Origin of the sequence: Nocardia paucivorans NBRC 100373 (assembly GCF_000308675.1) — a bacterium.
Lineage (GTDB): Bacteria > Actinomycetota > Actinomycetes > Mycobacteriales > Mycobacteriaceae > Nocardia > Nocardia paucivorans.
Window position 1 is genome coordinate 252,641 of record NZ_BAGE01000046.1, and the last position, 26,474, is coordinate 279,114.

At 66.8% G+C, this 26,474-nt stretch carries 25 protein-coding genes; 4 read left to right on the forward strand and 21 right to left on the reverse strand.

Translation table 11 applies throughout. The features are described from left to right. Positions 1-31: 31 nt before the first annotated feature. The 4 genes from ON32_RS16920 to ON32_RS16935 all read right to left on the reverse strand — a co-directional run bounded on the left by ON32_RS16920 (position 32) and on the right by ON32_RS16935 (position 3,611). Positions 32-616, reverse strand: coding sequence for an LOG family protein (locus ON32_RS16920; protein ID WP_373284316.1), 585 nt, complete (start codon positions 614-616; stop codon positions 32-34). Next, the gene (locus ON32_RS16925; protein WP_051133338.1) at positions 613-1,425 is read right to left on the reverse strand and encodes an LOG family protein; all 813 of its coding nucleotides are present in this window, start codon (positions 1,423-1,425) and stop codon (positions 613-615) included. Before ON32_RS16925 ends, ON32_RS16920 begins: the two co-directional genes overlap by 4 nt. A 173-nt stretch (positions 1,426-1,598) precedes the next feature. After that, on the reverse strand, positions 1,599-2,366 hold the full coding sequence (locus ON32_RS16930; protein WP_217998070.1) for a nucleotidyltransferase domain-containing protein: 768 nt from the start codon (positions 2,364-2,366) through the stop codon (positions 1,599-1,601). 336 nt (positions 2,367-2,702) lie between these two features. After that, positions 2,703-3,611 (reverse strand): MBL fold metallo-hydrolase, encoded by a 909-nt coding sequence (locus tag ON32_RS16935; RefSeq protein ID WP_040791867.1) that lies wholly within the window; start codon positions 3,609-3,611, stop codon positions 2,703-2,705. 95 nt (positions 3,612-3,706) lie between these two features. Here ON32_RS16935 and ON32_RS16940 point away from each other — a divergent pair, with 95 nt between their 5' ends. Next, positions 3,707-4,648 carry an AraC family transcriptional regulator gene (locus tag ON32_RS16940; RefSeq protein WP_051133367.1) on the forward strand — a complete coding sequence of 314 codons (942 nt, stop codon included), beginning with the start codon at positions 3,707-3,709 and terminating at the stop codon, positions 4,646-4,648. A gap of 30 nt (positions 4,649-4,678) precedes the next feature. Here the strand turns inward: ON32_RS16940 and dapE are convergent, their stop codons facing one another. The 6 genes from dapE to ON32_RS16970 form a co-directional block, all read right to left on the reverse strand. After that, positions 4,679-5,779 carry a succinyl-diaminopimelate desuccinylase gene (gene dapE / locus ON32_RS16945; RefSeq protein ID WP_040791868.1) on the reverse strand — a complete coding sequence of 367 codons (1,101 nt, stop codon included), beginning with the start codon at positions 5,777-5,779 and terminating at the stop codon, positions 4,679-4,681. Positions 5,780-5,943: 164 nt separating this feature from the next. Further along, positions 5,944-6,381 carry a DoxX family protein gene (locus ON32_RS16950; RefSeq protein WP_040791869.1) on the reverse strand — a complete coding sequence of 146 codons (438 nt, stop codon included), beginning with the start codon at positions 6,379-6,381 and terminating at the stop codon, positions 5,944-5,946. A gap of 236 nt (positions 6,382-6,617) precedes the next feature. Next, positions 6,618-6,977, reverse strand: a complete 360-nt coding sequence (locus ON32_RS16955; RefSeq protein WP_040791870.1) for a MerR family transcriptional regulator — start codon at positions 6,975-6,977, stop codon at positions 6,618-6,620. Positions 6,978-6,987: 10 nt separating this feature from the next. Beyond that, a complete protein-coding gene (locus ON32_RS16960; RefSeq protein ID WP_217998071.1) occupies positions 6,988-7,746 on the reverse strand; it encodes an SDR family NAD(P)-dependent oxidoreductase in 759 nt (252 codons plus the stop codon). A gap of 148 nt (positions 7,747-7,894) precedes the next feature. Then, positions 7,895-9,115, reverse strand: a complete 1,221-nt coding sequence (locus ON32_RS16965) for a polysaccharide pyruvyl transferase family protein (RefSeq protein WP_083874597.1) — start codon at positions 9,113-9,115, stop codon at positions 7,895-7,897. Positions 9,116-9,584: 469 nt separating this feature from the next. Then, positions 9,585-9,935, reverse strand: a complete 351-nt coding sequence (locus tag ON32_RS16970) for a hypothetical protein (protein ID WP_085995209.1) — start codon at positions 9,933-9,935, stop codon at positions 9,585-9,587. 424 nt (positions 9,936-10,359) lie between these two features. On the opposite strand from ON32_RS16970, the gene ON32_RS16975 reads away from it, so the two are divergent. Both ON32_RS16975 and dapD read left to right on the forward strand, forming a co-directional pair. Further along, positions 10,360-11,130 carry an alpha/beta hydrolase gene (locus ON32_RS16975; RefSeq protein WP_051133339.1) on the forward strand — a complete coding sequence of 257 codons (771 nt, stop codon included), beginning with the start codon at positions 10,360-10,362 and terminating at the stop codon, positions 11,128-11,130. A gap of 73 nt (positions 11,131-11,203) precedes the next feature. Next, on the forward strand, positions 11,204-12,151 hold the full coding sequence (gene dapD, locus ON32_RS16980) for a 2,3,4,5-tetrahydropyridine-2,6-dicarboxylate N-succinyltransferase (RefSeq protein WP_040791872.1): 948 nt from the start codon (positions 11,204-11,206) through the stop codon (positions 12,149-12,151). Positions 12,152-12,187: 36 nt separating this feature from the next. Here the strand turns inward: dapD and ON32_RS16985 are convergent, their stop codons facing one another. The 3 genes from ON32_RS16985 to ON32_RS16995 form a co-directional block, all read right to left on the reverse strand. Then, a complete protein-coding gene (locus ON32_RS16985; RefSeq protein ID WP_040791873.1) occupies positions 12,188-12,583 on the reverse strand; it encodes a PPOX class F420-dependent oxidoreductase in 396 nt (131 codons plus the stop codon). 34 nt (positions 12,584-12,617) lie between these two features. Beyond that, positions 12,618-14,051, reverse strand: coding sequence for an acyl-CoA synthetase (locus ON32_RS16990; RefSeq protein ID WP_040791874.1), 1,434 nt, complete (start codon positions 14,049-14,051; stop codon positions 12,618-12,620). Positions 14,052-14,125: 74 nt separating this feature from the next. Then, the gene (locus ON32_RS16995; RefSeq protein ID WP_040791875.1) at positions 14,126-14,779 is read right to left on the reverse strand and encodes a TetR/AcrR family transcriptional regulator; all 654 of its coding nucleotides are present in this window, start codon (positions 14,777-14,779) and stop codon (positions 14,126-14,128) included. Between the two features lie 153 nt (positions 14,780-14,932). Here ON32_RS16995 and ON32_RS17000 point away from each other — a divergent pair, with 153 nt between their 5' ends. Beyond that, positions 14,933-15,826, forward strand: a complete 894-nt coding sequence (locus tag ON32_RS17000) for an oxygenase MpaB family protein (protein WP_040791876.1) — start codon at positions 14,933-14,935, stop codon at positions 15,824-15,826. Here ON32_RS17000 and ON32_RS17005 read toward each other — a convergent pair whose 3' ends face one another. The 8 genes from ON32_RS17005 to ON32_RS17040 form a co-directional block, all read right to left on the reverse strand. After that, positions 15,827-16,780, reverse strand: a complete 954-nt coding sequence (locus tag ON32_RS17005) for a proline dehydrogenase family protein (RefSeq protein WP_040791877.1) — start codon at positions 16,778-16,780, stop codon at positions 15,827-15,829. A 55-nt stretch (positions 16,781-16,835) separates the two neighbouring features. After that, complete coding sequence (gene pruA / locus ON32_RS17010) at positions 16,836-18,470, reverse strand: L-glutamate gamma-semialdehyde dehydrogenase (RefSeq protein ID WP_040791878.1); 1,635 nt, start codon at positions 18,468-18,470, stop codon at positions 16,836-16,838. Positions 18,471-18,548: 78 nt separating this feature from the next. Next, complete coding sequence (dapC, locus tag ON32_RS17015; protein WP_040791879.1) at positions 18,549-19,670, reverse strand: succinyldiaminopimelate transaminase; 1,122 nt, start codon at positions 19,668-19,670, stop codon at positions 18,549-18,551. A 12-nt stretch (positions 19,671-19,682) separates the two neighbouring features. Then, positions 19,683-20,006 carry a ferredoxin gene (gene fdxA / locus ON32_RS17020; protein ID WP_040791880.1) on the reverse strand — a complete coding sequence of 108 codons (324 nt, stop codon included), beginning with the start codon at positions 20,004-20,006 and terminating at the stop codon, positions 19,683-19,685. Between the two features lie 395 nt (positions 20,007-20,401). Then, complete coding sequence (locus ON32_RS17025) at positions 20,402-22,987, reverse strand: bifunctional FO biosynthesis protein CofGH (protein WP_040791881.1); 2,586 nt, start codon at positions 22,985-22,987, stop codon at positions 20,402-20,404. Between the two features lie 170 nt (positions 22,988-23,157). Further along, positions 23,158-23,589: a hypothetical protein gene (locus ON32_RS17030; RefSeq protein ID WP_040791882.1), complete on the reverse strand. Its 432-nt coding sequence runs from the start codon at positions 23,587-23,589 to the stop codon at positions 23,158-23,160. 193 nt (positions 23,590-23,782) lie between these two features. Further along, positions 23,783-24,655, reverse strand: a complete 873-nt coding sequence (gene mshB / locus ON32_RS17035; protein ID WP_040791991.1) for an N-acetyl-1-D-myo-inositol-2-amino-2-deoxy-alpha-D-glucopyranoside deacetylase — start codon at positions 24,653-24,655, stop codon at positions 23,783-23,785. A gap of 14 nt (positions 24,656-24,669) precedes the next feature. Further along, positions 24,670-26,442, reverse strand: a complete 1,773-nt coding sequence (locus ON32_RS17040) for an ABC transporter family substrate-binding protein (protein ID WP_040791883.1) — start codon at positions 26,440-26,442, stop codon at positions 24,670-24,672. Positions 26,443-26,474 lie beyond the last annotated feature (32 nt).

Below are 26,474 nucleotides of genomic sequence, written 5' to 3' on the forward strand. Positions count from 1 at the left end.
TCGACTGTACCGACGTGAGGTTCGCTCCAGGTCATCCGCCCGGTGTATGCATCGCCTCCGCCGCCCGATCCAGGACGGCGAAGGCCTCCGCCGGATCGACGACGACCGTGACCAGATCGAGCGCCTCCCGCGAGACGTAACCCCGATCGTGAAGCTGCTCCACCCAAGCGAACAGACCTTTGTAGTGTCCGTCCGGATCGAGCACCACCATCGGCTTGCGGTGCACGCCCAGATAGCCACCGGTCCAGGTTTCGAAGAACTCCTCCAGGGTGCCGATACCGCCGGGGAGGGTGAGAAACGCGTCGGAACGATCCTCCATCACCTGTTTGCGCTGGCGCATGGTGTCGGTGACGACAAGCTCATCGGCATCCACATCGGCCACCTCACGATGCACCAGATGCTTCGGGATCACCCCGATGGTGGTGGCCCCGCCGGCCCGGGCCGCGGTCGCCACCGCGCCCATCATCGATACATGGCCACCGCCGGACACCAGTCGCCAACCGCGCCGGGCGATCTCCGTACCAACCCGCGCCGCCAAGCGCAGCTGCTCGGGGTCGGTGGTACTCGCCGAACAGTAGACGCACACCGCGAAGGAGGTGTCGACCCCGGCGCTCACCATTCGTCCTCGGTTCCGACCGTTTCCAACGTGTTCCGTTCGACCGCCGCCTGCTCGATGATCCGCACCACGTCCTCCACACTGTCGGTGAGATGGATGAGGTCCATGTCTATCTCGCTGATCTTGCCCGAACTCAACAGGGAATCCCGAATCCAGTCGACCAACCCCGCCCAGTACCGGGTGCCGAACAGGATGATCGGGAAGCGGGTGATCTTCCGGGTCTGCACCAGTGTGAGGGCCTCGAACATCTCGTCCAGGGTGCCGTACCCACCCGGCAGACAGATGAACGCCTGCGAGTACTTCAAGAACATCGTCTTACGGACGAAGAAATAGCGGAAGTTGATCCCCAGATCCACCCACTCGTTCAGGCTGTGCTCGAACGGCAACTCGATGCCCAGCCCGATCGAGAAACCGCCGGCCTCCGACGCGCCCCGATTGGCGGCTTCCATGGCGCCCGGCCCACCACCGGTGATCACCGCGAAACCCGCCTTCGCCAATGCCGCACCGATGGCCCGAGCGGCCTGATATTCGGGATGATCGACCGGGGTACGAGCAGAACCGAACACGCTCACCGCATGCGGCACCTCGGCCAGCGCCCCGAAACCCTCGACGAATTCCGCCTGGATACGCAACACCCGCCACGGATCGGTGTGCACCCAGTCGCTGCCGTCCCGCCGATCCAGCAGATGCTGATCGGCCGTATCTCCCCCCGCGGGCTTACGTGCACGGCGAAGCATGATGGGTCCGCGGAATCTGGCTGACACCCTCGGTTTACCCGAGATCTCTGGATCGGCTGCATCGGTGGACATGCCCGCAACGCTACTGGGTCGGGCCGAACACCCCGCCCCACGGCCGGGGTGTTCGGGCATGGGACAGGCGCACTCGCGAGGTTCGACCCGGTGCCCTCACGACCCCTGCCGGTGGGACCGGACGGCCGCCACCGACGCGGGTCCGACCTACCGCGCCGGAACCGTTCTCACGCTTACCGTTGATAGTGGGCGAATCGAACTCGTTGCAGGAAATCCTCCAGCGGCGCCTCGTTCGGCCTGTCGGGGAGCACGGTGCGCGCGCGGTCGAATTTGTCCTCGTACTCGGCGATCAGCGCTTTCACCGATACGGCCTGGGGATCGTCGCGGACCTGCGCACCGAATGCGAAATACGGTGCGGGGTCCGGAATCCGTACCGGTAGAGAACCGGTGGTGTACAGCTCATAACCCTGATAGAGCAATCGCATGGTGTGGCGGGCATGCTTTTCCCGTCGGGCGTCCGGTGAACCGGCGAATCGACCGCGTTCGACGAGGCGGCGAAACTGGCTCGTCGCATAACCGAAGAACGCATCCCGAACTCGCTTCGCGGACAGGAAATGCCGGCGTAAACCGATCAGTTCTTCACCGAATGGGGTGGTGACGGTGTAGTTCTCGAGCCACAGGACCTCACTGGCGGTCGGGTTACAGGACAGCATGAGAGCCATCGCTTTCCCGATCTCGTGGTAGACGGCATCGGCGTCACCACGCCCCTTCTCGGTGGCGCGCTCACGTGCGGGCGGATGCAGGCCGAGCAGATTCGCGGTGGGCTCCACATGGATGCCGGCATAGTCGATATCGCTGGTGGGGGTGTCGAGGCCGTACGCGACGGAGCCGACCACCCCTTCCAACATCAGGTTCGGCGGTGTATCGCGTCGGTTGATTCCCTCGACGGTGCAGGGTTTTTCGTGATGGCCGCGTGGCGCATCGACTTCGTCGGTGGTCACATCGCCTCCTGCCGATACATTTCCGACGCACCGCCGCCGGCCGGCGGAATGGTTCGCGGATATTCGTTCGGATCGATAACCGCTCGCAGGTGGTTCTCGCGGCGAATGCGATGCCATTACCTGTGATCGAGATGGGGTCCTGCGATGGGGCAGCCGTCATATCCACACGAATTCCGCGTCGGATTCCGACCCTATGCCCCGTGTCAAACCATTTACGCGGTGACGAACCAAGTACGGTCGTGGATTTCACGCTCGGGCGATCGGATCGATTTCGGAATCGGCCACACGTACCACCGGAGACCGAGAGCCGGCGAGCGGCGGGCCGGGCCTCGGCTGTCAGCCGACCCAACGGGCCACTCGGAACCGGCTGCCATCGCGTTTCACCTCGACCGCGCCCGAACCCGCGAAGTGCGCGGGAATCACGATCTCCCCTGTGTCCGCGGCCTGCTCGAGCAACCGGCGGCGCGTGTCCGCGGCCTGCTCACGGTTCTCACAGAAGCAGCTGTTGTACGACGGTTCCAGGATCTGCACCGGACTGTGCAGGATGTCGCCGACGAAAACGGCCGTATCACTACCCGAGCGGACGCGCAGCACGGATGATCCCGGTGTGTGCCCGGGGGCCGATTCGAGGGTGAGGTTGCCGTCCACCCGGTAGGTGTCCTCCCACAGCATGGCCCTGCCGAGCACGGGTGCGATGCTGTCGGCGTAGACGAGAAGGCTCCCTTCCCGGCGACGGCGTTCGAATTCGCTGCGGGGGGCGGGGCGGCGGCCGGCGTTCTCGGGTGCGAAATAGCGCTCGTCCACGGCCGGGATGAGATAGACCGCGTTCGGGAAGGCCGGTTCCCAGCCCCGGTCGCCGCCGAGCGTGTTCCAGCCGACGTGGTCGTAGTGGATGTGGGTGTTGATGACGATGTCCACGTCCTCCGGTCGGACACCGGCCGCGGCCAGCCGGTCCGGGAAGTCGGTGTGCAGATGATCGAACAGCGGAATCTGCGGCCGGTCGCGATCGTTGCCCACTCCGGTGTCCACGAGGATGGTCTTACCCTCGCTGCGCAGCACCCAGGTCTGCACGGCCGCGTGATAGGCGTCCGTATCCGGGTGCCAGTGATCGGGTGCGAGCCAGGCCTCGTTGTCCCGCCACACCCCGGGATCGCTGTCGGGGATGATGACGCGCGCCGGCGCGATCTCGCCGACCCATTCCGGCACCTTCGTCACCTCTACGGCACCCACTGCGAAATCGGTCACGGCTTCAGATTAGGCGTGCTCGGTGGATCGATTAATGATCAATCGGCCCGTTTGTATACGATTTCGTACCATTTTCGGGCGTTAGGATGCGGGCCGTGGACCTCCTCAGCGATGTCATCCGGGTTGTGCGCACCGGCCGACCCTCGGCGAACCGGATACGCGTCGGCTCCCCGTGGTCGTATCGGTTCGCACCCTACGACGGCGCGGGCTTCCACATGGTCCTGCGAGGTACGAGTTGGTTGCACATGGATGGGCACGCCCCCCTGCAACTCGGTCCCGGGGACATCGTGCTGCTGCCCGCCGGTCACGGTCACGTACTGGCCGATTCACGCAATGCGGGCCGGCCGGCACCGTTCGAGTCCGCGGTGGCGGATCGGACGGGAAATGTGGAACTGCTGTGCGGGAAGTACCGGCTGGACCGGCGCAGATCCCATCCGATGCTCACCGCCCTCCCGAACGTGGTGCACCTGCCCGCCCCCGGCGGCGACCACGACGACCTGCGCGCGGCACTCGATCTCCTCGCCGCCGAAACGACCACCCGACGTCCGGGGCGCGACGCGGCACTCGCCGGCCTGCTCGACCTGCTGCTCGTATACATGATCCGCGCCTGGTTCGACGATCACGCAGATCTGGGGTGGCCACGCGCGCTACGGGACCGCGGCATCACCACGGTGCTCGAGGCGATGCACGGCTCCCCGGACCGGCCATGGCGAATCGAAGACCTGGCCGCCGAGGCCGGTCTCTCACGCACCACGCTCACCCGGAAGTTCACGGCTCTGGTCGGCACCGCCCCGATGACCTACCTGACCCACTGGCGCATGACGCTCGCGGCCCACCTACTGCACGACACCGACCTCGGCCTGGCGGCCGTCGCACGGCGCGTCGGCTATTCCTCGCCGTTCGCGTTCTCGCATGCGTTCAAGCGCGAGTTCGGCGTCGCACCCGGTCGCTACCGCGAGATCCGAACCCATCACGCCACAATCTCCGCGATATCGCCTCATACCCGCAGCTCGGTCCGGTGGGCCGGCGGGGCGTAGCCCACCGACCGGTGCGGTCACGCCCGGAGATCAGGACGTGGTGTCGGTCAGGTAGTTGCGGAGCATGGTCGTGACGGCGGTGATCTGGGAGAACGGGACGTGCTCGTCGCGTTTGTGGGCGAGGTTCGGGTCGCCCGGACCGAAATTGACGGCCGGAATACCGCGGGCCGCGAACCGGGAGACATCCGTCCATCCGTATTTGGCGCGGACACCGGCCGAACCGTGGGCGCGCACGGAGGTGACGAGTCGTTGCGCGGCGGGCGCGGTCAGACCAGGGAGGGCGCCGGGGGCGGAGTCGGTGACCTCGAGTTCCACCTCGAGTCCGGCGAAAACCTCACGGACATGGTCGATGGCCTGGTCCACCGACCGATCCGGCGCGAACCGGAAGTTCACCTCCAGCTCGGCGGCATCGGGCACCACATTGCCCACCACACCGCCTTCGACCCGGACCGCGGACAGCCCTTCCCGATACTCACATCCGTCGATATCGACCCGCCGGGCCTCATACTCCGCCAGTCGATTCAAGATCGGGGCCAGGCGGTGGATGGCATTGTCACCCAACCAGGACCGCGCCGAATGCGCCCGCACTCCGGAGGTGCGCAACTCGACCCGCAGGGTGCCCTGGCAGCCGGCCTCGATCCAGCCGCCGGAGGGTTCCCCGAGGATTGCGAGGTCGCCGTCGAGCCAGTGCGGTAGATCACGTTCGATAGCGGTCAGGCCGTTGAGCTCGGCCGCGATCTCCTCGCAGTCGTAGAAGATCAGGGTGAGATCATGTGCCGGTTCGGCAATGGTCGCGGCGAGGTGCAGAAAGACCGCGTCCCCGGATTTCATATCCACCGTGCCGCAACCGTAGAGCACTTCGGCTCCGTTCTCGACGACGCGCCTGCTCGGCACATTGTCCGCGATCGGCACGGTATCCAGATGCCCGGCCAGGACGACCCGCGTCGGCAGCCCACGGTCGGTGCGTGCGAGCACCACATTGCCGTGTCGCAGCACCTCGAAACCGGTGGTCTGCGTACGCAGCGCGGCTTCCACGGCGTCGGTGATCGCGGCCTCGTCCTGGGAAACGCTCGGGATATCCACGAGGGCGGCGGTCAGGGCAATCGGGTCGGCACGTAAGTCGAGGGTCACGAAACACGAGCGTAGGCGGCCACCCGGTGCGGCATCCCTGTCGGGGCACCACCGACCGGATGGCCGCCGCATCGACCGCCACCAACCCGACCGGCAATCGATGTGGGAACGCCCGGTCGGCGCTCGGAGACCCACTCCGAGCGCCGACCGGGCTCATGGATTCGTCATCGTGAGAGCATGGCGCGCAACTCGGTGAGACCGGCTCGGCGCTGGTAGGCGATCCAGGCGAAGATCGCGGCGAGGACCAGCGGGAAGACCGCCATCGCAGGCCTGTCGGCAATAAAGGCCTGCGTACCGGCGGCGAGCACGGTGAGCACGCACAACCCCGCGGCGGCCGGGGCGCACAGCCGAGGCACCATCAGCCCGAGACCGCCGGCGACCTCCGCGAGCCCGATGAAGACGAGCACCCCGAAGGGGACGGTCAGGTTCTCCGAAGTGTTTTCGGCCAAGACATGGGGTATGACGAGTTTCGGCCCGCCGGAGGCGATGACGAAGAACAGGCCGAGCAGGATCTGCAGGCTCCACAGGACGCGGTTGTGGATCTTGCCTGGACGGTCGGCGACATCGTCGGAGAAGTTGACGGTGGGGTTGGCTGTGGTCATTTCCGGTCCTCCTGATCGTTCGCGCCGGGTTGGTAGCGCGTTCAACAGATAGGACGGAGCACTGTCGGAGAACTCATCGCTGTCTGTGAAGAATTTTCCGGAACCGCTGCATACCGGCTCGGCGCTGGATACGCGGCACCGCCGGGCAGGTGAGGCCGACCTATCGGCGTGCAGGCCACTCCCACATAATCCATGGACCAAGGATCAGAGGACCGGACCCGTGCTGCAGTGAAATATCAGGGCCTCTGGCCGGTGGCCCGCGTCAGCGCCTCGCCGAGGCGGTTGCGGACAGCGTTCAGCGCGGCGATCTTCTCGTCCATCTCCGCGAGCCTGCGGGCGATAACCCGCGCGCTCGCGGGACAGAGGCCCGCGGCGGTGATGTCCTGATCCAGGCAGGGCAGGAAGGCGCGGATGTCGTTGGTGGTCAGGCCGAGGGAGAGCAACAGTCTGATATTGCCCACATGGCCGACGGTTGTTTCGTCGTACTCTCGGTAACCGTTCGGGGCGCGCCGAGGACGGAGCAGGCCCTGTTGTTCGTAATAGCGCAACGCGCGAACGGTGATGCCGGCCTCGTCCGCCAGTTCTCCGATCAGCATCGACCCATTATCATGCGGCCGCGCTCAGGCCACCGTCGATGCGGATGACCGCGCCGGTGAGGTAACCGGCCTCGGGACGCGTCGCGTTCACGATCCACCATGCGATCTCGTCGGGTCGAGCGATACGCCCCAGCGGGATTCGGGACCGAAGCTCTTTGCCCGCCGCGGCGATCTGCTCATCGGATAAACCGGCGTGGGCGAGCACCGGTGTCGCCGTGATTCCCGGGGCCACCGACACCACACGAATGCCACGCGGCGCGAGTTCGACAGCCCATGTGTGGGTGAGGAAGTCGAGAGCCACTTTCGTGGATCCGTAGACCGAGTTGTTCGGCCATCCGTTGTGGGGTGGGTTGGATGTGATGTTGACGATGACGCCACCCGCCGGTAGGTGCGGCAGAGCGTGCTGGGTGAGGAAGATCGGTGCCAGAAGATTAGTGGCGAGCTGTTCCTCGGCGACCTTCCGGTCGATCTCCCCGAGTGGCGCGGGTCGGGTGATAGCGGCGTTGTTGACCACGATATCGATGCGGCCGTACGCCTCCAATGCGGCGGTCACGGCGGCGGCGGAAGCGTTCGACTCGGTGAGGTCGGCCACGAATGATCGGATCCGACGGTGTCCTTCCGCCGTCTCCGCCAAGCGTTCGGCGGATCGTCCGACGATAAGGACTTCGGCGCCCATGGCAGCGAATTGATGGGCCGTCGCACGACCGATACCGGTGCCTCCCCCGGTGATGAGCACTGCCCGACCGTCGAGGGTGTTCGTCTCTTCCATGCCCGGAACGCTAAACCTTGACCCTGGCGTCAAGGTCAAGAACAGCAGATGGCACAGCACCTGACCAGGACCGACCTCGCTCGTGTGAACAGGAGTAGGTCGATCGCGAATCCGAGCATCGGACCGGGTGAGCGTGGACCGATGGTCGTCAGCGAAAGCCGTTCGATCCGAGTGCGGAGCCCCACCTGATCGCGGCCTCGGCCAAGCGGCCACGCGATCTCGGCGGTGCAACAGGCGTGTCGTTCGCCGTGGTGGGGGCGTAGACCGCCCGAGCCAGTTCGAGCTTCGTTCGACGTGCGTTCTCGACCACGGAAGCGTCGAAACCGGTGCCGGTCGGTCGCTGCGGCACCTGATCGAGGTCGTCGAGGAGCGTCCAGCCCGACCCGAGTTCGATGAGTGAGCGGTGCTTTGTGCCGTAGAAATCGGAACTGATCGGAATCGCCACCCCGTTCGCGCCCGCCATCGCCGCCACCAGATGCATATGGAAACGTGTCGACAACCAGGTTTGTCCGAGCGAAACCGGCAACCCGTGCTCCCATACCTCGACGAACGGATAGAACCGCGCGCCAGGAAGTTGGTGCTCGATGAGATCGAAAACCCGTCGGTCCTCGCCCGGGATGGCCTCGACCACGCCGACCCGCTCGGGCGAGATCCGCCAGGCGTGCAGAATCCGCAAAACGCTCGCGGCGAGCGCACCGATATCCATATCGAGCAGATCGCTTTGCAGGCACAGCATCACATCGCGCGCGTTCTTCTCATCTCGTCGGATGGGCGGCCGAGCCAGAAAAGCATCGTCGAAACCCGGCTCGATTCCGAACAGCTCCGCGGATGCCCGATCCCGTACCTCGGTGATCGTGAAGTCGGCAGCGGTGGCCCGTACCAACTGTCCTGCTCCTGCCGGTTCCGGGAAGAGCCCGAGACCGGTGGCCGCGCATCGTGCGCCGGACGCGCGGCCGACCGCCCCCGCGCCCGCCAGCAGCCCGATATGCCGAGGCCAGATCCGGTTGATGTACCCGCCGCCGAGGAGATGTATCACATTCGCACGATGCAGCAACGCGATACCACGATCCCACCGTGGAGCCAGACCGGGATCGCCCACGGCGCGACGCACCCAGGCCGCTACCTGCCACGGATCGTCCGACGGTGCCTCCCAACACAGTCGCCACAGCGTATCGGTGAACCTCGCTCGCGGATGCAGGTCGCCGAGCAGAACCTGCGCCGGTCCGGGGGAATGCGTATCGACCCATACCGTCGCTTCCGGCGCGATATCGGCGAGATAAAGCAACCAACCTGCGACGATGAGTTCATCCCCGTAGTTGGGATGGCCCGCCGGGCTGATCAGGTAGTAGAGCGTTGGTGGGGCGGGCACAGTCTTTCCGATCACGCGAGGAGAAGTCCGGTCATGATATCCCGACCGAACGGACGACCCATAGGGTTCTGTTTCCGAGCCCGGGGTGGCCCCGATATGCCCGGCCGGCTCGTCGCACTCATCGGCACATCGGATCGAACCGAGCAAAGCGCGCCGAGGCGCACGACAGACCTGACGGCGGCTCGGTTCGAGCGCCCGGGAGAGCGGCGGTGATGGCCGCGGCTTCGGGATCGGGCAATACGTCGTCCCTGGTGGCTGCCCCAGCGGCCCGCACACCCATCTCCCGAGACGGGTAATACCTATGCGCCACAGTCGGTTTCACTTCCCATATCAGCGGGAACGCCGTGCCTGTTCACACAGTCGAGGCCCTCATCGACATCGCTCACGCGGATATCGCTCACGCGGATATCGCTCACGCGCCAGTGTGCCCGTTTGATCCGTGCTGTCTCGTTCGATGACGAGGGGAGGTTCAATCCCGGTAGACAGTGACATAGGCGTTCGTGACGGCCCCGATACTCATCGGGCTCGCACACGAAGCCGTGCCGCGTCCGGATGGGCCGAAGGAACCACTCCACGAACCCTGGTACGGACCGATGGCCATGAGCGGAAAGGCGTTGGGCACGCCGTGTAGACCGAAACACTCGACGATCAGCGTGTACTCCCGGCCCGCGGGACCGTCGTCGTGGCACGTCGCCGTCGCGCCGACCAAATCCCTTGTTACAGCACAATCCTGCGGCGCGGCGTGGGCGGCCCCGGCACCGAGGACCGTGGCGAAACCCGCCACCACGGCAGCGGCAACGAGCGTCCGTGTGGTGATCATCGTCGTTCTTCTCATCCGAATCCCGTCTCCCACATCGCTTCACTGTTGCTTGACTGTTGCTTGACTGTTGCTTGACTGTTGCTTGACTGTGCTTGTCCATCGATTGCCCACCGCGCGTCGTTACGAACAGAGGGACAACACATCAGCGACACCCATCCATGTTCCGGTTCCCAACCGCCGGCGACCAGGCGCGAACCGGCTCCGCCACAGGCGCCGGCCATCCACGCCACAGCCGGTGCCGGACCTCCGCGAAAACCTGTTGGCGGATCACGGCGAGCACTGCTACCTTCCGGAGGCCGTGCCGGAGAACGAGGAGGTGGTACCCGTGAACGCAGTATCGACATGGGTACTCCCCGCTGGGGTCACGGTCGGGCGATAGGTCGTCCGGGAGCGCCGCTCGAGAGCACTCCCGAAAGGCACGACCATGCACTTCACTTCCGAACAGCGCCTCGACGACATCCTCGAACGCGAATTCACCCTCGGCGAGATCCCCGGCATCCTGTGGACATCCGAATCCGCACCCACTCCGGCGCCGCTGATCCTGGCCGGCCACCCCGGCGGACTGCACATGATGTACCCGCGACTGGCGACCCGGGCCAGACACGCCGCGGCCCAAGGCTTCGCCACGGCCACCATCGAGCTGCCCGGCAGCGGTGACCGGCCTCGTTCCGCCGCCGCCGAACAGGCCCGCGCCGACCTGCGCCGGGCGGTGGCCGCAGGTGGGCCGGTCGACGACGAGATCGTCGACCGGCTCGTCTGTCCGTTGGTCGACAAGGCGGTCCCGGAATGGCGGGCCACCCTGGACGCCCTGCTCGCGCTGCCCGAGATCGGCGGCCCGGTCGGGTACTCGGGTGGGGTTATCGCCCTCGGTATCCGGCCGGCGGTGGTCGAGCCACGCATCTCGGCCGCCCTGTTGTTCGCCGGAAGTTATGTGCCCCGCGCCATGTTCGCCGAGGCCCGGCGGGTCACCATTCCGCTACAGGTCCTGCTGCAGTGGGACGACGAGGGAAACGACCGGCAACTCGCCCTGGACCTGTTCGACGCCTTCGGCTCCACGGAGAAGACGCTGCACGCCAATATGGGTGGGCACACCGGCGTCCCACAATTCGAGGGAGACGACGCGAACCGGTTCTTTGCCCGACACCTGAAGTCACCGGAAGTAGGACCCGAACGCCGGGCCGACGGCAGCCGATAGGAGCCCCTCGGCCGGGATACCGCACCATCACCGGGTGAGAGTCCACCGAGCACCTCCCATTAGGCTTTGAGCCGTGAGCACTCAGGGAGCAACCGCTGTCGGTATCGCCAATATCACCCCGGACGGGACCGTCCTGGATACCTGGTTCCCGAGCCCGGAGCTGGGTGAGTTCACCACGACCGGCACCGAACGCCTGGCCGATGTTCCGGCCGAATTCGCCGAGCTGGTGGGCCCGGATGAGGCGCGTGGTGTGGAGGTGGTCGCGGTGCGCACCACCATCGCGGACCTGTCCGCCGCGCCGGTCGACGCGCACGATGTCTACCTGCGGCTGCATCTGCTCTCGCACCGTTTGGTGCGGCCCCACGAGGTGAGCTTGGAAGGCCAGTTCGGTCTGCTCAGCAATGTGGTGTGGACCAACCACGGCCCGGCGGCGGTGGAAGGGTTCGAGGCGACGCGCGCCCGGTTGCGGGCCCGCGGTCCGGTGACCGTGTACAGCGTGGACAAGTTCCCGCGCATGGTGGACTACGTGGTTCCCGCCGGGGTGCGCATCGGGGACGCCGACCGGGTGCGGCTGGGTGCGCATCTGGCCGCCGGCACCACGGTGATGCACGAGGGTTTCGTGAACTTCAATGCCGGCACCCTCGGCACGTCGATGGTGGAGGGCCGAATCTCGGCCGGGGTGGTGGTCGGTGACGGCTCCGATATCGGCGGCGGCGCGTCCACCATGGGCACGCTGTCGGGCGGCGGAACCACGGTCATCTCCATCGGGGAGCGGTCGCTGCTGGGCGCCAATTCGGGTCTCGGTATCCCGCTCGGTGACGATTGTGTGATCGAGGCGGGTCTGTATCTGACCGCCGGCACCAAGGTCACCACCCCCGACGGCACCGTCGTCAAGGCCGCAGAACTCGCCGGCCGCAACAATCTGCTCTTCCGTCGTAATGCGCAGACCGGCGCTGTGGAGGTGTTGCCCCGCAGCGGCACGGGGATCGAGCTCAACGAGGAACTACACGCCCACAACTGAGCCCGTGACGACTGAGCCCGTGACGGCCACATCGGTTCAGGATGTGGCCGTCACCCGTTCGGCGTCGAGACCGAAGGCGATAACGCGTTCGGGGTGGATGCGGATCAGTTCTCCCTCGCTGTCGCCGATATAGGTCTCGACCCCGGTCAGGGCCTCGGCCCTGCCGCGAATCTCCAGGCAACGCACCCGCCAGGGCTGCACCGAGGCGATATCGTCCACCACGAACGCCACTCGGTCGTTGTGGGCAAGATTGCGGAACTTACGGGATCGACCCATATTCCATCCGGCGATATCGATGGTGCCGAGTTCGGAGTTGTAGCGGAACCCGACCGGGTTGTTCTGCGGGCTGCCGTCCGGGCGCACGGTGGCGAGGCGGCCGAGCCGTTGGCCGGCGAGGTAGTCGATATGCTCCGGGGTGAGCGTTTCGTTCATGACGCCGACGCTAAAACCTCGAGTCCACTTCAGGTCAAGAGCGGGACGGTCCGAGCTGCTTCTTCTGCACCTTGCCCATGGCGTTACGCGGCAACGAGTCCACGAAGCGAATCTCCCGGGGGCGTTTGTGCACCGACAGCCGCGTGGCGACATGGTCGATCAGTTCCTGTTCGGCGGGCGCGTCCGCGCGGGGCACGACGAATGCGACGATGCGCTGTCCGAGATCGTCGTCCGGCAGACCGACCACCGCCACCTCGGCCACCGCCGGATGGCCGAGCAGAGTGGTCTCCACCTCGCCTGCTCCGATGCGATAGCCACCGGATTTGATGAGATCGACGGATTCGCGACCCACGATGCGGTGGAAACCGTCGGGGTCGATGGCGGCGACATCGCCGGTGCGGAACCAGCCGTCCTCGGTCCAGCAGTCCGCGGTGGCCTCCGGACGACCCAGATAGCCGTCGAACAGCATGGGACCGCGCACCTGTAGGCCGCCGATGCTTTCACCGTCGTGCGGGACCGGCGCCCCGGATTCGTCACGCAACCGGGTCTGCACCCCGCGGACCGGGGTCCCCACCCAGCCGGGGCGACGTTCCCCATCGGCGCGGGTGGACAGCGTGATCATGGTCTCGCTCATGCCGTAGCGCTCGATCGGCGCCTGTCCGGTGAGCTCGACCAGTCGTTCGAACACCGGCACCGGCAGGGGCGCGCTACCGGAGATCAGCAGGCGGGCGTCGCGCAGTCGTTTCGCCGACTCGGGGTCCTCGACGATTCGGGTCCACACGGTCGGAACCCCGAAGTACATGGTGCCCCGGGCGGCGGCGTAGTTCTGCGGTGTCGGCCTGCCGGTGTGCACGAGCGGGCTGCCGATACGCAGCGGGCCCAGCAGGCCCAGGATCAGACCGTGCACGTGAAACAGGGGGAGTCCGTGGACCAGTACGTCGTCGGCGGTCCATGCCCAGGCCTCGGCGAGGGCGTCCAGTCCGGCGGCGATGGCGGCCCGGCTCAACACCACCCCTTTGGGTAGGCCGGTGGTGCCGGAGGTGTAGAGCACGAAGGCGGGGGTGGCGGGATCCGGTTCGGGGTAGGTGTGCCAGGAGCGGGCGTGTTTGCGTACCGGGATCACCGGCAGGTTGCTGTCCTCGGGCGCCGGACCCAACCAGGCCTGGGCACCGGAGTCGGCGAGGATGTGGTCGCGTTCGGCCGAACCGGCGTCCGGCGGTACCGGCACGACGGTGACACCCGCGATCAGACAACCGACCACGGCCAACACGGTCGACACGGTCGGTCGGGCCAGGACCGCGAGACGGTCGGCGCGCGCGATTCGCTCCGCTACCGAGGTGGCGGCGCCCAGCAGATCACCGCGGGACAGCGTCTCGCCGTCGATCGTCACGGCGTTGGGGATGTCCACGCCCGCGGCGACGGCGCGTGATTCCAGGGAACTGAGCAGCAGTGCGGAACCGGACGGCATTGGACGAGCTTATTTCTGTCGCCTTCTCGTTCCCGACCCAGGGTTGCCGCCATGTCCGAGTCCCATCGGGGCCCTCACTCCGGTGAATCGGAGTCCAGTGAACCGGGCACCCGAAATGCCGTCACCACATGGTTGCGGGCGTATTCCCGAACCGCCGCGTCGTCGTCGAGCGGGATGACCGTCTGCGGGGTGAGCGCCATGGACAATGCGGTACGGGCGATCATTTCCGCCAGCGGCAGCGGATCGTAGGCGGGCAGTTTGCCCTCTTCTTGCAGCCGGGTGATGAATTCGGCCAGATAATCGCGGCCGAGTTCGATCACCGGCGCTCCGCGCGTGGTGAGATACGGCAGCACGATCTCCGGTTCGGTGGTCAGCAGCCGGTCCAGCAGTTTGTTACCGCGCAGACCTTCGAGGAAGGCCACGAACAATTCGACGATCTGGTCCGCCGCGCCGGCATCGCGATCGATCTGACGTTGTACGGCGGCGTCGACGCCATCGATGAATTCCCGCGTCTGTTGCAGCCCCACCGCCTGAATGAGTTCGGATTTGCCGGAGAATCGCCGATAGAGCGTCGCCAGCGACAGTCCACCGCGCCGCGCCACCTCGGCCATACTCGTACGCTTGATACCGAAATCGAGAAATGCCAGCAATGCCGCCTGCAGCACTGTCTGGTCGTGTTCGCGGCGTCCTGTGCGCACTAGGGGTAGCAATTTGGCCAGACCACCCATCTCGGTACCTCCCGATTCCCGCGAACCGACTCCACGAAATGATGACAGAGTAATCATCTCATAATTTCAGTATCGTTTGACATGACACCGAGGTAATGAGATTTTCATTGCACTACCTTCTCACCAGACATCTCACGTGAAGCGAGGTCACCGATGACCGCTCCCCGGCCCGCACCCATGGGCGGCCCCCCACCGCGCCCGGAGCACGGAGGCCGACGTCCCGAGGTCGCCCCGAACCCCGACTTCAACGTGGAGGACTACATCGACGGCATCGCATCCTTCCTGGGGGGCAATGCGAACGTCATCATGCAGCTGGGCATGCCGCCGGTGGCCTACGGGGTGATGGAGAGCGAGGTCCGCAGCGGCAACATCATGGTGCGTCCGTTCAAGCGGCTGCGCACCACCTTGACCTACCTCGCGGTGGCCATGATGGGCACCGACGAAGAGCGCGCCGCCTACCGTCAGGCGGTCAACGGCTCCCACCGGCACATCCGCACCAAACCCACCAGCCCGGTCAAGTACAACGCCTTCGACCCGAAGCTCCAACTGTGGGTGGCCGCCTGCCTGTATTGGGGCTTCGTCGACATGATCGAGAAGCTGCGTGGGCCGATGGACGAGGCCACCGCCGACGCGTTCTACGCGCACAGCATCCGATTGGGCACCACCCTGCAGGTGCGTCCGGAGATGTGGCCGCCCAACCGCGCCGCATTCCAGGAGTACTGGGATTACAACCTGGCCCGAACCACGATCAACGACGAGACCCGGGCCTACTTCAACCGGCTGGTCGACCTGACCATGCTGTCCTGGCCGCTGCGCTTCCTCTTCGCACGGTTCCACCGGTTCGTGGTAACCGGTGTGCTACCCCGGCATCTGCGCGATCAGATGCACATGGAATGGACCGAGAAGGACCAGCGGCGATTCGACCGGCTGATGCGAAGCATCGGCGCCGTGGTGCGGCGGCTCCCCAAACCGCTGCGCATGTTCCCGATGAACTACTACCTGTGGGATCTGCGCAAGCGGATGCGCAAGGGTAAACCGCTGGTCTGATCAGCGTTTCCCGGCCAGAGAACGCAGGAAGAAGGCCAGGTTGGCCGGCCGTTCGGCCAACCTGCGCATGAGATAGCCGTACCACTGGTCGCCGTAGGGCACATACACCCGGACGAACTGCCCCGCGGCGACCAGTCGGCGCTGTTCGTCCGGGCGGATACCGTAGAGCATCTGATACTCCAGGTCACCCGGCCCGCGTCCGGTCTCGGCGGCCATACGGCCGGCCGCGGCGATCATGATCGGATCGTGTGTGGCCACCAGCGGTTGCCCCGTCCCCCGCGCGAGGATCTCCAGGCAGCGCAGATAGGCGGAATCGACCTCGACCCGTCGTCGGTAGGCCACCGATGAGGGCTCCCGATAGGCCCCCTTGCACAGCCGTACCCGCGCACCCACCGCGGCCAATTCCCGACAGTCGTTCTCACTGCGCCGCAGATACGCCTGGACCACCGTGCCCAACCACGGAAAGTCCGGCCGCACCTGCCCCACCGCAGCCAGGGTCGCATCGGTGGTGGTGTGATCCTCGGCGTCCACGGTGACCCAGACGCCGGCCTGCGCCGCCTTGGTGCACAAGGTGTGCAGGTGCTCGGTGGCCAGGGCGGGACCGTCCCCCGGCAACGCCTGCCCCAGGGCCGACAGTTTCACCGAGATCTCCAATGGAGCGGCGGCGTTCGAGACCGTCGAAACATCCAGTGCCGCCATATCGTTGAGCAGGGCCAGATACTCGGCCACCACACGTTCCGCTCGCGCGCGATCGGTGGTGTACTCGCCGAGGAAATCGACACTCACCGCCCGCCCGTCGGCCAATAACCCCCGCACCACCTCGATCACCCCCGACCGGCTCTCCCCCGCCACGAACCGGCGCACCATTCCCGCGGTCACCGGTGTCCCGGTGAGCATTCGCTTCACCCGCTCCGATCCGGCGGCAGCGAGAAGCACAGGACGAAATGGGTTCATGCCTGCTCCTCCGATCCGAAAGCAGACGCCCACCCGATTGCACCGATCATCGTCATCACCGCCCCATATGCGGATATCGGTGATCCGTCGCCGGCAGGAACGTCTCCTTCACCGTTCGCGGCGCCACCCACCGCAGCAGGTTCAGCGGTGATCCGGCCTTGTCGTCCGTCCCGGATGCCCGTGCACCCCCGAACGGTTGTTGGCCGACCACCGCCCCCGTGGGTTTGTCGTTGATATAGAAATTCCCCGCGGCGTAGCGCAGCGCGTTCGAGGCCTGTTCGATCGCCTGCCGGTCCTGAGCGAACACGGCACCCGTCAGAGCATAGGGCGCCGCCGACTCCGCCTCCGCCAGGATCGCCGCGTAGGCGCCCGGCTGAGAGTCGTCGTAGAGATACACCGACAGGATCGGGCCGAAGTATTCGGTGGTGAACGATTCGTCACGTGGATCGTCGACGAGCAGGACCGTCGGGCGCACGAACCAGCCCTCATCGGCGTCGTAGCTGCCGCCCACCGGGATGGTCACCCCGGCCGCGCGGGCGCGTTCCACCGCGTGCACGCTCTTGTCGTAGGCGCGCCGGTCGATGAGCGCACCACCGAAATTCGTCAGCTCCGAAACGTCCCCGTACTCGAGACTCGCGACCAGTTCCAGGAAATCGTCGCCCATATCGCGCCAGATCGACCGCGGGATATACGCCCGCGACGCCGCCGAACATTTCTGCCCCTGGTATTCGTACGCGCCCCGGACCAATGCCGTGCGCAATGCTGCCGGATCGGCGGAGGTGTGCGCGACGATGAAATCCTTACCACCGGTTTCGCCGACCAGACGCGGATACCCGTGGTATCCACCGATATTCGCCCCCACCTGCCGCCACAAATACTGGAAGGTCGTGGTGGAACCGGTGAAATGGATTCCCGCCAGACGCGGGTCGGCCAGCGCGACCTCCGACAACTCCCTACCGTCACCGGTGACCATATTGATCACCCCGGGCGGCAGCCCGGCGGCTTCCAACAGGCGGATCGTGTAGTAGGCCGCCAAGGTCTGGGTGGGCGATGGCTTCCACACCACGGTATTGCCCATGAGTGCGGGAGCCGTGGGCAGATTGCCGGCGATGGCGGTGAAATTGAACGGGGTGATCGCATAGACGAACCCCTCCAACGGCCGATAGTCGAGCCGATTCCACACACCGGGACTCGACTGCGGCTGCTGCTCCAGAATCCCACGAGCGAAAGCGACATTGAACCGCCAGAAATCGACCAACTCGCAGGGCGCATCGATCTCGGCCTGCGCCACCGATTTCGACTGGCCGAGCATGGTCGCCGCGGCCAAGGTTTCTCGCCACGGCCCGGCCAGCAACTCGGCGGCACGCAACAGCACGGCCGCTCGTTCATCGAATGGCAGGGCCCGCCAATCAGGGGCGGCGGCCACAGCGGCATCGATGGCGGCACTCGCCTCGGCATGGGTGGTGTTGGTGTAGGTCCCGAGCACCTGCCGGTGCCGGTGCGGCGCGACGATATCGTGGCGCTCGCCCATTCCGGGCCGATGTTTACCCCCGATGACCAGCGGGATATCGACCTTGTTGGCGGAAATCTCGGCGAGCTTGCCGAGCAGCCGCTCCCGTTCGGGGCTGCCCGGCGCGTAGCTGTGCACCGGCTCGTTGCCGGGGGTGGGGACAACTGTGACAGCGTCCATACCTCAGGCTAGCCCTGCCACCGGCCCTCGTGTGGGCGCACCACACCCCTATCGACGGGTCGTTACCCGCCCGAAAACTCAGCTTGCCCGCAACCGCTCGGCAGCCGCGGCCACCCGCTCATCGGTAGCCGTGAGCGCAATACGAACGTGTTCGGCGCCGGTGGGACCGTAGAAATCGCCAGGTGCCGCGAGAATACCGCGGTCGGCCAGCCAATCCAGGGTATCCCGGCCGGGCTCGCCCCGGGTGGACCACAGATACAGGCCCGCCTCGGAGTGGTCGATCCGGAAGCCCGCGGCGATCAGCGCAGAGCGCAGAATTTCCCGACGGGCCCGGTAACGCTCCCGCTGGGCGGATTCGTGGGCATCGTCACCGAGCGCGGCGGTCATGGCCGCCTGAACCGGGAACGGCAGCATCATCCCGGAATGTTTGCGCACCTCGAGCAGCTCGGCGACCAACGCCGGATCACCGGTGACGAACCCGGCCCGATAACCGGCCAAATTCGACGTCTTCGACAGCGAATGCACCACCAGCAAACCGGTGTGATCCCCCTCGCACACCCGTGGATCCAGCAGCGATACCGACTCTCCCTCCCAGACGAGCCCCAGATAGCACTCATCGGAGGCCACGATCGCGCCGCGTTCCCGAGCGAAGGCAACCACCTTGCGCAGATGCTCGACACCGAGCACCCGCCCGGTCGGATTCGACGGCGAGTTCACGAAGATGAGCGCCGGGGTGCGCGGCCCCAACCGAGTGAGGCCGTCGGCCCGGACCACCTCCGCTCCCGCCAACAGCGCCCCCACCTCATAGGTCGGGTAGGCGACCTCCGGTATCACCACCAGATCGCCCGAACCGAGCCCGAGCAACCGCGGCAACCCCGCGATCAACTCCTTGGTGCCGATAACCGGCAATACCGCCGCCGGATCCACGCCGACGATCCCATACCGCCGGGCCAATGCGGCGACGGCCGCCGCCCGCAACTCGGGAGTGCCGTGCGTGGTCGGATAGCCCGGCACCTCCGCCACCGAGGCCAACGCCGCGCGGATCAATGGATCCACCGGATCGACGGGAGTACCGACCGACAGATCGACGATACCGCCGGGATGCGCGGCCGCCTTGGCCTTCACCTCGGCGATGGTGTCCCACGGAAAATCGGGCAGCAGCGCACTGACCCGTCGACGCGGCGAAACCTCGGTATTCATACGATGTCGCGCTCAGTCCTCCGCCATGGGCGGCAGTTCCTTGATGAACGGCGGGTCGTAATCGACCTTGCCGACCTTGGTGGCACCACCCGGCGAACCCAACTCGTCGAAGAAATCGACGTTGGCGTTCACATAACCGCTCCACTGATCGGGGGTGTCGTCTTCGTAGAAGATCGCCTCCACCGGGCAGACCGGCTCACACGCACCACAGTCGACGCATTCATCTGGATGGATGTAAAGCATGCGGCCGCCCTCGTAGATGCAGTCCACGGGGCATTCCTCGATGCACGCCTTGTCCTTCACGTCAACGCACGGTTCAGCGATGATGTACGGCACTGCCGCTCTCCTAGTCTTCCTTCTCCTGGGGGTCACTACGCCCGTGCACAAGTATCCCGGCGTCCCACACGTTACCCTCGGTCAGCCTGGCCTAACTATCCGGCTGTGTTGTTCTACGCCGACTCCCCCGAGGCGGGGTTGCGGCCCTGGAGGTCTCGCGTTCACGCGCTCGAGACTCGTGCCTTCGGTGCATGCTCTTCGGGCGTGCAAACCCGGGACGGGCCGCAACCCTTCATAAGCCTCGTAAGGCCCGGCGCACCAAGTGTGTTACGTGGTGCGAGCCGGTTCCGTCCGGGGTGTCGGCCCGACGGGCTCAGGGGTGGTGTTGGGCCCGGGTCTGGTTCGGACCGTTTTCGGGGTGTGGGCCGGGAACTGTCCGCGGATGGGTTGGGCACTCATCCCAGGGACAGTTCCAGGCCGGAGACCGGGCCGCGGTGGCGCGGGGTGCCGTAGGTGGTGGTGCGTTCGCGGATGGGGCGGCCTATTCCTGCGGCGATCTCGGCGAGTTCGGCGACGGTTTTGGCCGAACCGTGCTGGGAGCCCGCCATGCGGGAGATGGTTTCCTCCATGAGGGTGCCGCCGAGATCGTTGGCGCCGCTGCGCAGCATGACCTGGGTGCCCACCGTGCCGAGCTTCACCCAGCTGGTCTGGATGTTATCGATGCGGCCGTGCAACATGATGCGGGCCAAGGCGTGCGCGGCGCGGTTGTCCCGGTTGGTGGGGCCCGGACGGGAAGCGCCCGCCAGGTACAGGGGGGCACTCTGATGCACGAACGGTAGCAGCACGAATTCGGTGAAACCGCCGGTCTCGTCCTGGATATCGCGCAGGATGCGCAGGTGGCCCACCCAGTGGCTCGGATTGTCGACGTGGCCGTACATCATGGTGGAACTGGAGCGCACCCCCACCCGGTGCGCGGTGGTGATCACATCGATCCAGGCCGAGGTGGGCAGTTTGCCTTTGGTGAGCACCCAACGCACCTCGTCGTCGAGGATTTCCGCGGCGGTGCCGGGGATGGTGTCGAGACCGGCCTCGCGCAATGCCACCAGCCAGTCGTGCACGCTTTCCCCGCCGCGGGAGGCGCCGTTGACGATCTCCATCGGACTGAAGGCGTGCACATGCATGGAAGGCACCCGGGTCTTGACCGCGCGCACCAGATCCGCGTAACCGGTGACCGGCAGGTCGGGGTCGATACCGCCCTGCATGCACACCTCGGTCGCGCCTTCCACATACGCCTCCCAGGCGCGGTCGGCGACCTCCTCGGCGCTCAGGGTGAAGGCATCGGCGTCGCCTTTGCGCTGGGCGAACGCGCAGAACCGGCAACCGGTGTAGCAGATATTGGTGAAGTTGATATTGCGGTTGACCACGTAGGTCACATCGTCACCGCACACATCGCGACGTAAGCGGTCGGCCAGGTCGGCGACCGCGTCCAGGTCGGGGCCGTCGGCGGTGGCCAGGGCCAGATACTGGGCATCGGTGAGACCGGCCGGATCTCGTTCCGCGGCGCGCAAGGCGTCCAGCACATCGGCGTCCAGGCGTTGCGGCGCCGAGGCCAGATCGCGGACCTGTTCACGCACGGTTTCCCAGTCGCCGAAGGCGCTGTTGATATCGCTGCGGGTATCGGTGTTGCGGCCGTCGGTGTCGATGGCGGTGTTCAGGTCCACCCGGCCCACCGACTCCCAGGCTTCGTCGGGCTCCTGCCACGGCAGACCCGTGGGGATGACATCGGTTCGGGCCAAACCGGTTTCCGGGTCGGTGAGGGCGGCAACGTGCGCGCCGATCCGCGGATCGGTCCACGGCTGGCCTGCGCGAACGTATTTCGGATGCGCGGAAGTGCGCTCCACCAGTTCGAATCCGGCGGAGGCGGTGATCTCGGCGAGGGTGTCCAGATCGGGCCAGGGGCGTTCCGGGTTGACATGGTCGGGCGTCACCGGCGAAACCCCACCCCAGTCGTCGATCCCGGCAGCGAGCAGGGCGCGACATTCCTGTTCGGACACCAGATTCGGCGGCGCCTGCACCGGCACGTTCGGGCCGAGCAGCAGACGGGTCACCGCGATGGTGGCCAGGAACTCCTGCAGATCGGCGTCGGGCACGTTCCGCATGGCGGTATCACCCTTGGCACGGAAGTTCTGCACGATGACTTCCTGCACATGGCCGAAAGCCTTGTGCTGTTTGCGGATGGCCATTATGGTCTCCGCACGTTCGGCCATGGTCTCACCGATGCCCACCAGGATTCCGGTGGTGAAGGGCACCGACAATCGACCGGCATCGGTGAGGGTGCGCAGCCGCACCGCCGGGTCCTTGTCCGGACTGCCGTAATGGCAGTTGCCCTTCTCGGTGAACAGTCGGTTGGCGGTGGTCTCCAGCATCATCCCCATCGACTGGGCGACCGGCTTGAGGCGGGAGATCTCCTCCCACGACATGACCCCCGGATTCAGATGCGGCAGGAGGCCGGTCTCCTCCAACACCAGAATGGACACCGCGCGCAAATAGTCCAGGGTGGAGTCGTAACCGCGTTCGTCGAGCCACTGGGCCGCCTCCGGCCAGCGTGCCTCCGGCCGGTCACCGAGCGTGAACAGGGCCTCCTTACAGCCCAGTTCGGCGCCGCGCCGGGCGATATCGAGCACTTCGTCCGGTTCCAGGAACATGCCCCGACCCTGCGCGCGCAATTTGCCCGGCACAGTGACGAAAGTGCAGTAGTGACAGGTGTCCCGACACAGATGGGTGAGCGGGATGAAGACATTGCGCGAATAGGTGATGGTGCCGCTGCGACCGGCGGAGGCGAGCCCGGCGTCGCGTACCCGGGCGGCACTGCGGCACAGATCGGCCAGGTCATCGTCGCGGGCGTGCAGAAGCACAGTGGCCTCGTCGACATTGAGCGTCACCCCATCCCGCGCACGCCGTAGCGCCCGGCGCATGGCCGACGGAGTAGGCGGTGGGGTTGGAACGGCCGGCTTCGGTAGGTCGATCACGTCCTCGATCATGCGTCACACATCCGCAACTGTCTTCCTCTGGGTCCGATGGCGCCACCCTGCGGCAGCGCGGGTCGAGGCGCGCGATACCGGGTCCTTCCTCCGGGGCGAGCCTCGACCGGGCTCGTGAGCCATGACAACCTCGTTCCCCGGCGGACTATTCCGCCCTGGTCGACAGGTTGTTATCGCGGGCCGGCGGCGGACCTGGCCCGGTTGGCCGCCACATACAGGTAGATCAAGGGCGGCAGCACCCCGCAGAGGAACAGCAGCAGGGTGGGCAGATCACTGCCCAGCGGTACATCACCGCCCGGACCACCACCGGCGGCGATCAGGAAACACAGCAACCAGACCGCCATCGGCAAGAACATGACCGCCGGGCGCGGTGAGACCACACTCGCGCCGTGTACCAGGGCAATATTCACCGCGCCGGCGCACAGCGCGGCAATCGGGAACGCCATACCACCCATGTAGAGAGGCAGATACAGGACCTCGAGCACGAGGGTGACCGCGGCATCCACCATGAGCACGGCGACGACGAGCAACCCCAGTGCGGCGGCCGTCGAGGACCACCGCCGAGGGCGGGCGGGTGCCGGATCGTCCACGACGGCGGTCACGCGAGTGTCCGGGCCGACAGCGGCGAGCGCCGAGGCCCGCTCACGGGAATCGTGCGGACGGTATGCCGTGGGGCGCGCTGGAGATCCCGGGTGTCCATGCGCCGAGTCTAAGCGGCTCACCCACCCCGGCTCGGCAGCCGGTGAGATCGTCGGTGGGCCGCCGCGATGATGTCGGGTTTCGTCCGCCCGCGAACTACTCCGGTGCGGCGAAGAGATCGTGCTCGCGGCCGTCCGCCCCGCGGGGCCCGAGGCGGCCGCGGACCAGGACGTAGTGTTCCTCGGGCAGCACGGGTTGGGCGATCCGGTTGGACAGCGCGAATTCGCGACCCGACGGCGCCACTGTCACCTGGGTGGCGTGCGCGCGCAAGGCGGCGCGTTTGGCGGCGAGCACGTCGGAGATGTCCACCGTGGTGGTCACGGACACACTGGGCACGCAGGCCAGCTCCCCTTCGGCCGGTAACCGCCATCCCGGGGGCAGGGCGCCCGGGAGCCCGTCGACGGTGCGGCGGGCCAGGGCCTGGGTGTGTAGCCGCAGCATGTCCTCGTCGGTGACCGTCCAATAGAACTTGGGGGTGTCCCATCCGCGGTCGGCGGCCGCGGCCACGGCGGCCGTGGTGACCTCATGGGCCCGAATGTGGTCGGGGTGCCCGTAGCCGCCCTTGGGGTCGTACCCCACCACCACTCGGGGCCGTAGCTCCAACAGCACCTCCGTCAGCGCCTCCACCGCCGCTGCGCCGGAGCGGACGAAGGCCCGGGGATGGTCGGCCGAGGGGGTTCCCGCCATACCGGAGTCGCGCCACCGGCCGGCTCCGCCGAGGAAACGCGGTCTCTCGACACCAAGTTCGGCCAGCGCCCGGGTCAATTCGAGCACGCGATAGCCGCCGAGCTGGTCGGCGCGGTCGGCGGTCAACTCGGCCCATTCCTCCCCGATGACCTCGCCCTCCTCGCCGAGGGTGCAGGTCACCACGGTCACGGGAACACCGCGTCGCCGATACAGCGCGATGGTGCCGCCGGTGGTGATGGACTCGTCGTCGGGGTGGGCGTGTACCAGCAGCAGCCCGCCCATACCGTTCGGCGCGCTCACGGTACCCTCCGCCACATCGCCGAATCACCGAAGATACCGGCCTGGATGGCGCCGCTCAGCGAGGCGCCGTCCACCGACGGGCCCGCCGCGGCGACCACATTGTCCTGCACGATCGGCAGCACCGCCGACATCGCCCACAGCCTGGGTTCGGTCTCGCCCAGCACCCGTCCCACGTCGATACCGCGCAGGGCCCCGTCGATCGCCGCCTGCAGGCCCGGGTCACAGACACCGGACAGATTGCTCGGCGCCCGCCCCGCGGCCTCCACGGCGACGGGCACCTCGGCATCCGGGTCCGCGGGCGGGCGCGGGGGGCAGCCGTATCGCGAGGCGAGAACGGTGGCCGCGTCCCCGCCGGTGGCCTCCCAGCCGACAATGGCGTCGACAGCGTTCTCCACCAGACTCTTGCCGTACAGCTCGTCGGCGGGCAGGGCCAGCACGGTGGCCTCGATTCCCGCACTACGCAGCTGATCGGCCGCGGTATTGGCCACCGCGAGCGCCGTTTCGTCCCCGCTCACCGCGCCGATCCGCAAGGTCAGTGCCTTTCCGTTCTTCGCCAACGACCGGGGTCGCGGCGCGGGCGAGGTCGGCGGTACCGGCGGCGGTTCCGGGGCCCGACCGAAACCGGCCTCGGCCAATAACCCGAACGCCTGTTCCGGGGTCGGCCGCGGCGGCGCCGTTGGCACATAACCGGGATCCGAGGGCGAGAGCACCTGCGCCAAGGCCGGCTCCACCCAGCCGCCGGTCTGCGCGCCGACGGTCGCCAACAGCGCCGGATCCAGCAGGGCGAGCACCGCGGTGCGGACCCGGTGGTCGCTGAGCACCCCGGCGCGGCCGTTGAGTTCGAGCCGCAGCTGCCGTGACTGCGGCATGATCGCGGTCCGCACCGACGGGATCGCCGCCAGCTGCGCCCGGGTGGCGACACCCCCGTGGATCAACGCCATCTGCGCATCACCGGTGCGCAGCGAATGGGCCACCTGCGCGGGGGTCCCACCGCGCCGCAACAGGATCTGATCGGGACGGGCGGGGGTCCCCCAGAAGCGGTCGTTGCGTTCGAGCAGGATCTCGTCACGGCCGGGGTCGGCGGATTCGATGTGGAAATTACCGCCCGACACCGGGATCCGCTCCAGCAGCGTCCGCTGGAAACCACCGGGCGAATCCTTCATCAGATGCGAGGGCAGCAGGTTCGCGAACAACTCCCGCCATGCCGGGTAGGGGGTGGCCATGGTGACCGTGACCGTCTTGCCCCCACCCGAGGACGTAACTCCGGTGATAAGCCGATACCCGGCCGGGTCGATGACTCCCGGCTGGGTGATCATCTGCTGCCACAGGTACCAGAAGTCCTCGGCGGCGATCGGCGCCCCATCGGACCAGTGCGCCTGATCCTGTAGTTCGTAGGTGATGGTGAACGGTTCCTGGGAGGTGACCGTCGCCGACTCGATCAGGTCGGTGTCCGGCACCCACAGCGTCCCGCCCGGCACCGCCGGATCCGGGGTGGGACGGAACGGGCTCGGCAACACCATGGACGCGACAGCGGCGGTGGCCGGGGACTGGTTCGATCGCAGATGCGGGTTGAACCCGAGCCCGATATCGTCGATGGCCACCACCACGGTGTTCTTGGTCGGCCGCGCCGGTTCGGTCTGCGGACTCTCGGTGCTGGCGATGGGCGGCGGCGGATTCGCGGTGCATCCGGCCGCTACCGGTAGCACAACTGTCGTCAAGACCAGTAGGGCGCGCAGCACTGCGCGCCGGTGGAGCCCCGAAATCACCATCGGCACATTACCCTGCCTCGTCCCACCCGATC